Source organism: Streptomyces sp. NPDC060366 (assembly GCF_042725135.1).
Taxonomy (GTDB): Bacteria; Actinomycetota; Actinomycetes; order Streptomycetales; family Streptomycetaceae; genus Streptomyces.
This window is the reverse complement of record NZ_JBHXDC010000004.1, coordinates 462,407-473,422: the sequence shown is the minus strand read 5'-3', so window position 1 is coordinate 473,422 and position 11,016 is coordinate 462,407. Positions and strand designations below refer to the sequence as shown.

11 protein-coding genes are annotated in these 11,016 nt (G+C 72.0%); 4 read left to right on the top strand and 7 right to left on the bottom strand.

The window, feature by feature from the left end:
* Nucleotides 1–106: 106 nt before the first annotated feature.
* From ACFWHU_RS14750 to ACFWHU_RS14735, 4 genes are all read right to left on the bottom strand, one after another.
* Entirely contained in the window at nt 107–1,693 is a 1,587-nt protein-coding gene (locus tag ACFWHU_RS14750) for a pyridoxal phosphate-dependent decarboxylase family protein (protein ID WP_387225098.1), read from the bottom strand.
* On the bottom strand, nt 1,690–3,150 hold the full coding sequence (locus tag ACFWHU_RS14745; RefSeq protein ID WP_387225097.1) for a diaminobutyrate--2-oxoglutarate transaminase: 1,461 nt from the start codon (nt 3,148–3,150) through the stop codon (nt 1,690–1,692). Before ACFWHU_RS14745 ends, ACFWHU_RS14750 begins: the two co-directional genes overlap by 4 nt.
* Before the next feature lie 36 nt (nt 3,151–3,186).
* Nucleotides 3,187–4,431, bottom strand: coding sequence for an alanine racemase (locus ACFWHU_RS14740; protein WP_387225096.1), 1,245 nt, complete (start codon nt 4,429–4,431; stop codon nt 3,187–3,189).
* Nucleotides 4,432–4,870: 439 nt separating this feature from the next.
* Nucleotides 4,871–5,260: a MerR family transcriptional regulator gene (locus ACFWHU_RS14735; RefSeq protein ID WP_385792135.1), complete on the bottom strand. Its 390-nt coding sequence runs from the start codon at nt 5,258–5,260 to the stop codon at nt 4,871–4,873.
* Nucleotides 5,261–5,341: 81 nt separating this feature from the next.
* On the opposite strand from ACFWHU_RS14735, the gene ACFWHU_RS14730 reads away from it, so the two are divergent.
* Both ACFWHU_RS14730 and ACFWHU_RS14725 read left to right on the top strand, forming a co-directional pair.
* A complete protein-coding gene (locus ACFWHU_RS14730) occupies nt 5,342–6,229 on the top strand; it encodes an NAD(P)-dependent oxidoreductase (protein WP_385792134.1) in 888 nt (295 codons plus the stop codon).
* A 30-nt stretch (nt 6,230–6,259) separates the two neighbouring features.
* On the top strand, nt 6,260–6,706 hold the full coding sequence (locus tag ACFWHU_RS14725) for a PPOX class F420-dependent oxidoreductase (RefSeq protein ID WP_385792133.1): 447 nt from the start codon (nt 6,260–6,262) through the stop codon (nt 6,704–6,706).
* A 70-nt stretch (nt 6,707–6,776) separates the two neighbouring features.
* Here ACFWHU_RS14725 and ACFWHU_RS14720 read toward each other — a convergent pair whose 3' ends face one another.
* The 3 genes from ACFWHU_RS14720 to ACFWHU_RS14710 form a co-directional block, all read right to left on the bottom strand.
* On the bottom strand, nt 6,777–7,169 hold the full coding sequence (locus tag ACFWHU_RS14720; protein WP_387225095.1) for a peptidase inhibitor family I36 protein: 393 nt from the start codon (nt 7,167–7,169) through the stop codon (nt 6,777–6,779).
* Nucleotides 7,170–7,465: 296 nt separating this feature from the next.
* Nucleotides 7,466–8,143 carry a hypothetical protein gene (locus ACFWHU_RS14715; RefSeq protein WP_385792131.1) on the bottom strand — a complete coding sequence of 226 codons (678 nt, stop codon included), beginning with the start codon at nt 8,141–8,143 and terminating at the stop codon, nt 7,466–7,468.
* Nucleotides 8,144–8,525: 382 nt separating this feature from the next.
* The gene (locus ACFWHU_RS14710) at nt 8,526–9,002 is read right to left on the bottom strand and encodes a hypothetical protein (RefSeq protein ID WP_385792130.1); all 477 of its coding nucleotides are present in this window, start codon (nt 9,000–9,002) and stop codon (nt 8,526–8,528) included.
* A gap of 237 nt (nt 9,003–9,239) precedes the next feature.
* Between ACFWHU_RS14710 and ACFWHU_RS14705 the strand changes: the two genes are divergently transcribed.
* A complete protein-coding gene (locus ACFWHU_RS14705) occupies nt 9,240–10,124 on the top strand; it encodes a helix-turn-helix transcriptional regulator (protein WP_385792129.1) in 885 nt (294 codons plus the stop codon).
* Nucleotides 10,121–10,921, top strand: coding sequence for an SAM-dependent methyltransferase (locus ACFWHU_RS14700; protein WP_387225094.1), 801 nt, complete (start codon nt 10,121–10,123; stop codon nt 10,919–10,921). Before ACFWHU_RS14705 ends, ACFWHU_RS14700 begins: the two co-directional genes overlap by 4 nt.
* Nucleotides 10,922–11,016: the final 95 nt, after the last annotated feature.

Sequence of the window (11,016 nt, the reverse complement as noted above, 5' to 3'; positions counted from 1 at the left end):
GCCCCGGACCTATCAAGCCCCTGCACCCGACCGGGACCGGCGGACCATTCAAGCCCCTCCGGCGATTGAGGAGCGGGGTCCGGGGCGGAGCCCCGCTCCACCCCGCTCACGCCCCCTCCTCCGCCACACCCGCGGCCACCACCGCACCCAGCAACCGCTCCACCTCCGCGACCGTCGCACGCGGGTTCAGCAGCGTCAGCTTCAGCCGCACGCGCCCCGGCCCCTCCCCCGGCAGCTCCGTCCGCCCCACGACCGCGCCGCCCTCGCGGAGCAACCGCCGGCGCAGCGACGCGTTCAGGCGGTCGGTGCGGGCCTCGTCCGCCACCCCCTCCGCCGGCACGTACCGGAACAGGAACGCCGTCAGCACCGGATCCCCGCCGCCCGGCTCGCCCCCGCCGTGCAGCTCCAGCCGCGGATGCGCGGCCACCGCCCGCGCCCCCGCCACCGCCAGCTCGTGGCACGCGTCGACGAGCCGCCCCAGCCCCTCCCGGCCCAGCGTCCGCAGCGTCACCGCGATCTTGAAGGCGTCCGCGCGGCGCGTCGTGCGCAGGGAGAGACCCAGCAGGCTCGGATAGCCCGCCTCCTCGTCGTCCGCCGGGTTCAGATAGACCGCGCGGCGCGCGAGCGAGGCGTACGTCTGCGACTTCCGCACCAGGAAGATCCCGGCGGCGGCCGGCTGCCAGCCCAGCTTGTGCCAGTCCAGGGAGACGGAGTCGGCCAGTTCGATACCGTCCAGCAGCGGCGCCAGCCGGTCGGACAGCAGCGCGCCGCCCCCGTACGCGGCGTCCACGTGCAGCCACGCCCCGTACTCCGCCGCCAGCTCCGCGCACTCCCGCAGCGGGTCGATCGCCCCCGTGTCGGTCGTACCGGCGGTCGCGACGATCGCGACGGGCAGTTGCCCGCGCTCGACGCACTGCTCCAGCTTCGCCGCCAACGCGCCTGCTTTCATGCGCAGTTGGGAGTCGACGGCAACCGGGATCACCGAGTCCTCACCGAGCCCGAGCAGGGCCGCCGCCCGCTGCACCGAGAAGTGCGCGGCGGCGGACGCCAGGATCCTCGGCCGCGCCCCGGCCACCGCCCCCAGGCCCACACCCGCGCCCGCCCTCGGCACCCCCGTCAGCTCGATCTGCCGACCCGTCGCGGCGCCGAGCACCCGGTCCCTGGCGAGCATCAGGCCCATCAGGTTGGACTCGGTACCGCCCGAGGTGAGTACGCCCGCCGCCTCGGCGGGGTCGTACCCGAGCATGGCCGAAAGCTCCTGAAGGAGCAGTGTTTCCAGGGCAGTTGCCGCAGGGGCCTGGTCCCACGAGTCCTGGGAGGGGTTCAGCGCGGACACCGCCAGGTCCGCGGCGACGGCGACGGCGAGCGGCGGGCAGTGCAGATGCGCCGCGCACGCGGGGTCGGCCGGGTCCGCGCTGCCGTGCGCGAGCAGTTCGGTGAGTTCGCCGAGCGCCGTGGGACCGCTCGCGGTGCGGAACAGCTCGGCGACGGCCGCCTCGATCTCGTCCGGCGCACCGGCCGCGACCGGCCCGCCGCGCCGTGCCGTGCCCGCCGCGAGCGCGCCCAGCACCTCACGTACCAGCGGCTCCAGCGCGGCGGCTCCGCCCACCCCGCCCGACAGCTCCGTCCCGGTCGCCGGCCGAAGTGCCCGCAGTGCTTCCTCGACGGCGGCGCCCAGCGCCTCCGTCGTCACGCCGCCCGCCCGGAAACGCCCGCGGCCCCGGAACCGTCCACAGACTTCGCCGCCTTCGCCACCTCGGCGATCGCCTCCGTCAGCCGTTCCAGCACCGACTCGGCCTCCTCGTCCGTGATCACCAGCGGCGGCAGCAGCCGTACCGTCGACCCGAACCGCCCGCCCAGTTCCAGGATCAACCCCCTCTTCAGGCAGCCTTCCTGGATCCGCGCCGCCAGCTCGGGCGCCACCGGCCGGGACCCGCAGGAGTCCAACGGCCCGTCGGGGTCGACGATTTCGACGCCGATCATCAGCCCGCGCCCCCGTACGTCGCCGATCAGCGGCAGTTCGGACCGCAGCCCTTCCAGCCGCGCGGACATCCGCGCCCCGACCATCGCCGCCCGCTCCACCAGGCCTTCGCGCGTGACGTACCGGAGCGTCGCCGCGCCCGTCGCCATCGCCATCGTGTTGCCCCGGAACGTGCCGGTGTGCGCGCCGGGCAGCCACCCGTCGTAATCCCGGTCGTACACGATCACCGCCAGCGGCAGCCCGCCGCCGATCGCCTTCGACATCACCATGACGTCCGGCACGGCGCCGCTGTGCTCGATCGCCCAGTAGGCGCCGGTGCGTCCGACCCCGGTCTGCACCTCGTCCACGATCAGCGGGATACCGCGCTCGCGCGTGATGCGCCGCATCTCGCGCAGCCAGGTGTCGGGCGCGGGCACCGCCCCGCCCTCGCCCTGGACCGCTTCGAGGATCATCGCCGCCGGCCGTACGACACCGCCCGACGGATCGTCCAGCAGCCGTTCGGTGTACGTCGCCGCCAGCTCCGCGCCGCGCTCGCCGCCGACGCCGAACGGGCAGCGGTAGGAGTACGGGTACGGCAGCCGCGTCACCTCGCCGCCCGCCGCGCCGCCGCCCGGCACCGGTTCCTTGACGGCCACACTGCCCGTCGTGGCCAGCGCGCCCGCCGTCATCCCGTGGTACGCGCCGGTGAACGCGAGCACCCCGCGCCGCCCGGTCGCCGTCTGCGTGAGCTTCAGCGCGGCCTCGACGGCGTCCGTCCCGGCGGGCCCGCAGAAGTGCACACGGGCGCGGTCGGCGAACGCCTCCGGCAGCGTCTCGAACAGCGCGTCGGTGAAGTCGTCCTTCTCCGGTGTCGCGAGGTCGAGCACATGCAGCGGGGCCCCGCTGTCGAGCGTGCGCTGGAGGGCCTCGCGCACGACGGGGTGGTTGTGGCCGAGCGCGAGCGTCCCGGCGCCGGAGAGGCAGTCGAGATAGCGGCGGCCGTCGATGCCCTCGATCGTCATGCCGTGGGCGCGGGCCGGGACGATCGGGAAGTTACGGGCGTACGTGCGCGCGGACGACTCCCTGGCGCGCTGCCGCTCCAGGATGGACTGGGCGTCACCGGCATTGCCGGTGTCCGAGTCACCGGCGGGACGCCCGGAGGCGGACAGCGTGAGCGCGGGAACGGTCATGGAACGGCTCCGGAGTATGAGGGTGGAGGAGACGGCTCAGAGCAGCTGGCGCCCGGCGACCGGGTGCCCGAGGAAGGCGTGCATCGCGAACTCCCAGCCGTAGGAACCCGCGTTGGGGAAGACGACGAGATCACCCGCGCGCACCCGCTCTACGTGCACGTCGCGCAGCAGGGTGTCCTCGGGCGTGCACAGCTCGCCCACGACGGTGACACGCGTGTGTTCGGCGGCGGGCCTCGGACACTCCTCACCCGCCTCCCACGTGTCGACGGGCAGCACGGCGACGTTGTGCACGATGTCCCAGGAGGTGGGCAGCTGGAAGTGGTTGATTCCGCCACGCAGTACGGCGAACCACTCACCGTACGAGGCTTTGACGTCCGTCACCTCGGCCGCGTACCAGCCGCAGTCCGCGACCAGGAACCGGCCGGGCTCCAGCACGACCTTCACCCCTACGGGTGGCTCGACGAGGGCGACGAGTTCACCGAACCGGATCATGTCGAAGGGCTCCTCGCCCTCGAACGCCACGCCTATGCCGCCGCCGATGTCGATGTGCCGCAGTTCGACGCCGGTGGCGGCGGCCGTACGTACGCTCCACTCGACGCACCAGCGCAGGTACGCCGCATGGGTTTCGGCGTCGAGGTTGTTCGACGCGGCGTGGATGTGGAAGCCGACGATGTCGAGGCCGGAGAGCTTGCCCGCCGCCGCCAGCACGTCGGGTACGTCGGGCTCGGCGACCCCGAACTGCGAGGGCGCGCCGCCCATGTGGAGCGAGCCGCTGATCGGGATGTCGGCCGGATTGACACGCAGCGCGACGCGCGCGACGAGACCTTCGGCGACGGCGATACGGCTGATGCGGTGGAGTTCGAGCAGGCTCTCGGCGTTGATCGCCTCGACGCGGGCGCGCACGAGCGCGGTGAGGACGGGTACGGACTTGGCGGGCCCGGCGGCGACGACGGCGGGGATGTCCGCGAACCCAGCGGCCGTCAGGGCGAGTTCCAGCTCGCTGACGGAGGCGACCTCGAAGCCGTCGACGTGCGGGGCGAGGGCGTGGACGATGCCGGGGAACGAGTTGGCCTTGACCGCGTAGTAGACGGCCGCCCAGTCGGGCAGCGCGGCGCGCAGCTCCCGGGCGCGCGCGGCGGCGACCTCTCCGTCGTACACGTACGCCGACACGGGTTCGGCGGCCCGCGCCATCTCCAGCAGTCGGCTGCGGACGGGGGCCGGCAGGACGTCCACGGGGTGGGCGACGAGCGGCGCGGCGGATGGCGGGAACTGGACGGACACGTCGGTTTCAACCTCGGCTGGGGGGTGGGGAATCGAACCGGCCCGGGTGGGGCCCTGTGCGGCGCCGGCCGTGGCCGGTGGGCCGACGCCCCGAGTGGGCGGGTCCGGGGCGCGTGTCGGGCGCTGACATGGGCACCTTCAGGTGGGAACAGAGCGGCCGACGGCGGCGGCACACGCCTGGAGACCGACCAACGACTTAGGCGAGCCTAACCTAAAGGGTTGCCGGGTAGATGCCAAAATGGCCCATGTGCGGGGGGCGATTTCCGGACACAGCACAGACGTTCCCCCGCTTCCGCGACTGGCCCGATCGCACCCCCTCGGTCCGACACCGACACCGACACCGACACCGACGCCGGCACTGACACCGACACCGACACCGACGCCGGCACTGACACCGACACCGACACCGACGCCGGCACTGACACCAACGCCGGTGCCGTCAGGCGTCGCATGCCCCGGACCTGACGTACGGCGACACCTGCCGCTCGGTGGCGTCGATGAACTCCTGCAACGTCCGGCGCGAGCGCAGAAGCGTGTCGATGTGATCGTCCAGTCCTCGCTGGCGCGTCCGGAGCATCTCCAGGACATCGTCGCAAGGCAGGAGGTCGGGCCCCGCGCCGGTGGCACAGGGCAGCAGGAACGCGATCTCCTCGGTCGAGAGCCCGGCTTCGAGGAGCCTTCTGATCTGCGTCACGGTCACGACCGCGTCGCTGCCGTACTCGCGGTAGCCGTTGGCACCGCGCTCCGGTTCGAGCAGGCCCTGTGCCTCGTAGTACCGCAACTGATGAGCGTGGACGCTCGTCCGCCGGCTCAGCTCCCCGATCAGCATGTCGGCTCCCCCTTGACCTTCATATCGGTATGAACGTTGAAGATTCTGTCACGCGCACCAAGCCATATCGAGGAGCGAAGAATGAATGCTGCTGCACCCGTGACCGTCCTGGGCCTGGGTCTGATGGGCCAGGCGCTGGCCGAGACGTTCCTGCGCGAGGGGCACGCCACGACCGTGTGGAACCGCACGGCGGCCAAGGCCGAACCACTCGTCGCCAAGGGCGCCGAGCTCGCGGACTCGGTCGCCGACGCCGTCGCCGCGAGCCCGCTCGTGGTCGTCTGCGTCCTGGACTACGACGCCGTGCACGAACTGCTCGACCCGGTGGCCGGCGCTCTCGACGGCCGGGTCCTGGTGAACCTGACGTCGGGCACCTCCGAGGGGGCCCGTGAGACGGCGCGGTGGGCGGCGGAGCACGGCGCCACGTATCTCGACGGCGCGCTCCTGACCGACCCGGACGGCGTGGGCACGGCGGACGCCGTCGTCCTCTACAGCGGACCGCGCGCGACCTTCGACGCCCACGAGCCGACGCTCAGGCTTCTCGGCGGGGGCACGACCCACCTCGGCGACGACCACGGCCTGGCGTCGCTGCACGACGTGGCGGTGCTGGGCCTGATGTGGGGAATCCTGAACAGCTTCCTCCAGGGCGCCGCCGTGCTCGGCGCGGCGGGCGTCGACGCCTCGACGTTCGCGCCGCTCGCGACCCAGAGCATCAAGATGGTGGCGGACTGGGTCCCCGGCTACGCGGAGCAGATCGACAACGGCGTGTACCCGGCCGTCGACGCCACCCTGAACACCCATCTGGCCTCGATGGACCACCTCGTCCACGAGAGTGAATCCCTCGGTGTCAGCGCCGAGTTCCCCAAACTCGTCAAGGCCCTGGCAGAGCGTTCCGTGGCGGACGGTCACGGCACCGAGGGGTACGCGGCGATGATCGAACTCTTCCGCAAGCCCTCGGGGACGCGGGAATAGCCGACGTCCCGTCACGACTTGGAGCCGGACATGACCACATCATCCGCACCGTCCACGCCGTTCAACCCGCGCGCACTGCTCGCGGAGAGCCGACTCGGCGTCCTCGCCACCATCAAGTCGGACGGCCGCCCGCAGCTCTCCCCCGTCATGCCCTTCTACGACGAGGAGGCGGGCATCCTCTACGTATCGATGACCGAGGGCCGCGCGAAGACGGCGAACCTGCGCCGGGACCCCCGGGCCGCCCTGGAGGTCACCAGCCCCGACGGCTGGTCCTGGGCGACGGCCGAGGGCCCGGTCACGCTCATCGGCCCGGGGACCGACCCCGACGGCCGCGAGGTCGAGGCCCTGGTGGACTACTACCGCCGCGCCTCCGGTGAACACCCGGACTGGGCCGAGTACCGCGCGGTGATGGTGTCCGACCGCCGGGTGCTGATGGTCATGACGGTGGACCACGTGTACGGCGCGAAGATCGCCTGACGCCGCGGCCCCGCGCGCGGGGCTCCCTTGGAGGGAGCCCCGCCGCGAGGGTCCGCTCCCGGCCGGGTGCTCAGCAGGCCCCGACCCACACGGAGCTGATGTTGTCCTCCCGGTTGTACTGCACGGTGTCGCCCCGCCAGTTCCCCACCGCCCAGGTGGCGCCGTCGCGGTTGATGTTCAGCCACGTGCAGAAGGTGTTGCCGGTCCTGTTCCACACCGAGGAGATCTTGTCGTTCAGCCGGAAGTCGCGGAGGTCGTCGGACCCCATCCGGAACCGCGCCATGTCACCCCACCCGCCCCTGTCCTCCCACACACAGAACCACCCGACCGGGCAGTCCTGGTAAGCGGTGATCGTCCTGCCCGTCGCGGGGCCGCTCGCGGACGCCTGGGCGCCGGGCCCGGATGCCATGAGTGCGGCCGCGGCGAGTGTCAGTGCGGCACAGAATCCTGTGAACCGTCGCATGAGGGTGTCGCCCTCCTTCGATCCATGCAGTGCCGGGAGATCCGGCCCTTGCTCTGTCCGAAGTTCTCTCCCTCACCCCACGCCTCACAACGCCGGCTCGTCGGCGCAGTGTTGCGTCCCGGGGGGCGCACGGGCGTGATCGGTGACGGAACGTCAACCACGCCCGGCCGAGACGGCGTGCTTCTCCGCAGGGGCGGGGGCGGGGGGCTCCCGGATGACGTGACGGCCTCACGGAGCGCCGCCTACAGCACGGAGCCGCGCCTCCGGGGCTGAGGGGTCCCCTGGAGGCGCGGCGGTCAGCGGCCCTGGTAGGACGCTCCGTCCGTGCGGGCCGGGCCCAGGACCGGGATCGCGCCCAGGACCTCGATCGGGATCACCGCGCCCGTGTCGGTGGCCTCGGGGCGGGTCAGGTGAACCGCCAGGTTCGCGATCTGCTGGGCGCGGTGGGCGCGGCCCTGGCGGGTCGTGCCCTCGGGGGAGCCGTACGTGATGACGTTGACGGTGATGTCCGAGCCGCGGCACTCGTGGACCAGGTGCCAGGCCAGGCTCATCAGGTCCGCGTGCGGGGCGCCGCCCGACAGGGCCGAGCCGCGGCCGAGGCCCTTCGTGGAGGCGATCAGCACGATGCGTCCGTGCCCCGCCTCGCGCATGCCGGGGAGCGTGCGGCCGATGATCGCGTTCGCGCGGGCCCGCGTTCCGGCCGCCGCCGAGTGGGCGGGCTCCTCGCCGTACCGGTCATGGCGGTCGGCGTCCACGACGAGGACGTCCACGACTCCGTGCCCGGTCTCGAACTCCGAGACGGCGGCGTCCAGTTGCAGCCCGTCGCTCACGTCGCAACGCACGTTGTACAACTCGTCGGGCGGGGTCCCCCGCTCGTACAGGAACCCGACCCAGTCGTCCTGGCGGGCGTACGCCGCGGCGACGCTCTCGGCGCTTCCGCTGGCTCCGCTGACGACCAGTACCGAACGGCTCACGTCTGCCACTCCCCCACCGTGCGTGACCCCGCGGTCGCGTACCGAAACCGGATCCGCGCTCGTCGGCCGGTACCAGGCCGTCCACCTGCGGGCGCGCGGAGGCCGCGGCAGACGGTGACCGGCGGCGAGATTCGCCGTGTGCGGAGGGGGCGCCGCGTGTGCGGGAGGCGCCGTATGTGCCGGGGGCTGCTGCCCGAGGGAAGATCTGCTCGCGTGGCGTGCTCCGGGGTGCGCCGCGGTGGTCTCACGCATGGGCTCCCACGTGGGGTCATCGGATGCGGCACCCCTCAGTGCGTCCACAGCAGCCTCTCCAAGCCGGGTTGGTCGGGGTGGCCCGTCGGGCAGCGCTCGTCGGGCCGTGATCCGGGAGTCGATCGGCCTCTCACGGCCGCGCGCCGACGCAGGGCACCTCGGCCGGAAGGGTGGCCGAGGCCGCCCAGCTGCCTTGCTGCGCGACGATGCTGACCTGGGTCCCGCATCGCTTCGTCAGAACGTCGGCCAGGCGCGAGCTGTCTCCGTCCGGCTCGACGCGCTTGACGCTTCCCGCACGCCCGGCCGGTTCGTTCAGCTCGGCCTGCCGGCTCTGCGGCGGCACCGTCGCCGACTCGGTGGGCGTGTCCAGGATCGTGACGCTGACTCTTATGGCGACGGCGTCGTCCTCCGGTCCGGGACGCTTCGTGACTCCGAGGTAGTAACCGCTGACGCCTACGACACCGATGGCGTGCCGGGCCAGATGGACAGCGATCTCCTCGCAGGCGGCGATCTTCGCCGGCGGCCAGCCGAGACCGTCCAGCTCCTTGCGGACGATGCGGCGCGCGACCTGGATCTGCTCCGGTACGGCCGGTAGTGAGACGTGCATGGCATCGGTTCTCCGTGACCCCCCGCCCTGTCACGCCTCTCGGTGTGTCCAGCGGGGTCGGTTCCCGAACCCTTCGCGGCGGTCTGGGGGGTACCGCGTAGGGGAACTCCAGACCCCACCATATCCACCTGACCGTGCACTCTGCAACGTGACAGAGTTCGACCGGCGGGTATCGTGGAGCGCGCCGAACGGAGAGGAAAACAGACCCTCGCCACCCGCGGACGCGAGGAGGGCCCGGTGAGTCAGCCACGATCCGGCCCCACGGTCGCTTTGCGGTGTTTCGGGGCAGATCTGCGCCGTCGGCGCGAAGCGGCGGGCATGACGCTCCAGAGCGTCGCCGAAAAGATCAAGAAGGACCGGGCGACACCGGCGCGCTGGGAGAACGCGGAGACGGTGCCGAACCCCCGCATGGTCGGCGTGCTGCTCGACCTCTACCAGACGCCCCCCGACGAGCGGACCGAGGTCCTGCGCGCGCTGGCGGAGGCGAAGAAGCCCGGCTGGTGGCACCCCTGGCGCGAGGTCGCCGAGGTCGGTGTCATCGACCTGGAATCCGCGGCGACCAGCATCCGCTCCTACGCGCCCGGCGTGCTGCCGGACCTGCTCCAGACCACGGAGTACGCGGAGGCTCTGATGAGTCTGCGGAACCCGTACGAGGACCCCACCGTGCGCCGTCTGCGGCTGGAGCTGCTGGAGGCCCGCAAGGAGCACACCATCGGCGGCGCGAGCGGCGACGGGAACGGCGACGACCGGGCCAGCCTGTGGGTGCTGCTGGAGGAGGCCACACTGCGCCGCCGTGTGGGCGGTCCCGGAGTGATGGCCCGTCAACTCGACTACCTTGAAACCCGTATCGCCGACGTACGTTCTTCGGTGGCCATCCAGGTCATTCCGCCGCGCGTACCGCACCCCCTGGCCATCAGTCTCTGCGGCCACCTGGAGATTCTCCGCTTCAAGGAGTTCGGGATGGGGGAGAGGCTGATCCAGATCGGCCTCCATCCGTCCATGACGCTCATCACCGACGACTCCGACGCAGTTGAGAACTACCGAATGGCGGTGGATGTGACCAGCGGGTTCGCACCGCCCCGTTTCACTCCCCTGCCCCTGACGAGTAAGGACTTCGGATGAGCGACTCCGTACGCCCCGGAACCAATGTCATGCCCACCGTCCCCAACTCCGCGCGGATCTGGAACTACGCGCAGGGCGGCCAGGACAACTACCAGGTCGACCGGGAACTCGGCGACGTGATGATGGGCGACTTCCCGGAGATCAAGACAGCGGCCATGGAGTCGCGGGCCTTCCAGGAGCGGGTCGCGGACCACGTGGTCCGCGAGTTCGGCATCCGCCAGCTCCTGGACCTGGGTACGGGCATCCCGACCGGCAGCGGCACCCACGGCATGGCACAGAGGGTGGCCCCGGAGTCGCGCGTCGTCTACGTCGACAACGACCCCGTCGTCCTCAACCACGCGAGCGCGCTGAGAAGTTCACCCGAGGGCAAGATCCACTATTTCCAGCAGGACTTCCGTGACGTGGAGGCCGTGCTTGAGGGTGTGTCGACGACTCTGAACCTGGACGAGCCCGTCGCCCTGCTGGTGCTCTCCACGCTCGGCCACTTCCCGCCCGCCGAGGCGGCCGACCTCGTCGAGAAGTACACGAGCCGCTTCGCCTCCGGCTCCTACCTCGCGGTGTGCGACACGATCGAGACGCCCGGCGTGCTCAGGATGCAGGAGCACTACCTGGAGGCCGACCCCGAGGGCGCCTACCTCGCCCGTACGCCCGAGCAGATCGCCGACTGCGCCCGCGGACTGACCCTGCTCCCGCCGGGCCTCCGCCCGCTGCCGGAACTGGTCCTGCCGGCCGGCGCCTCCCCTCCCGCCGGGGCCGAGGACTGCGTGCAGTGGGGATTCCTGGCGGTCAAGCCGTAGGGACGAGTACGAGTACGGATCCCCGCGCCTTTGGTACGGCTCCGGCCCGCCTCGCAGCAGCGGACGGGCTGCTGGGAGACGGCCGGAGGCCGGGG

Bases quoted from the DNA above. Each gene is read 5' to 3' on its own strand.
- ACFWHU_RS14730 (WP_385792134.1), top strand. From the start codon at position 5,342: ATGAATGCTGCTGCACCCGTGACCGTCCTGGGCCTGGGTCTGATGGGC.
- ACFWHU_RS14725 (WP_385792133.1), top strand. From the start codon at position 6,260: ATGACCACATCATCCGCACCGTCCACGCCGTTCAACCCGCGCGCACTG.
- ACFWHU_RS14720 (WP_387225095.1), bottom strand. From the start codon at position 7,169: ATGCGACGGTTCACAGGATTCTGTGCCGCACTGACACTCGCCGCGGCC.
- ACFWHU_RS14735 (WP_385792135.1), bottom strand. From the start codon at position 5,260: ATGCTGATCGGGGAGCTGAGCCGGCGGACGAGCGTCCACGCTCATCAG.
- ACFWHU_RS14745 (WP_387225097.1), bottom strand. From the start codon at position 3,150: ATGACCGTTCCCGCGCTCACGCTGTCCGCCTCCGGGCGTCCCGCCGGT.
- ACFWHU_RS14710 (WP_385792130.1), bottom strand. From the start codon at position 9,002: ATGCACGTCTCACTACCGGCCGTACCGGAGCAGATCCAGGTCGCGCGC.
- ACFWHU_RS14700 (WP_387225094.1), top strand. From the start codon at position 10,121: ATGAGCGACTCCGTACGCCCCGGAACCAATGTCATGCCCACCGTCCCC.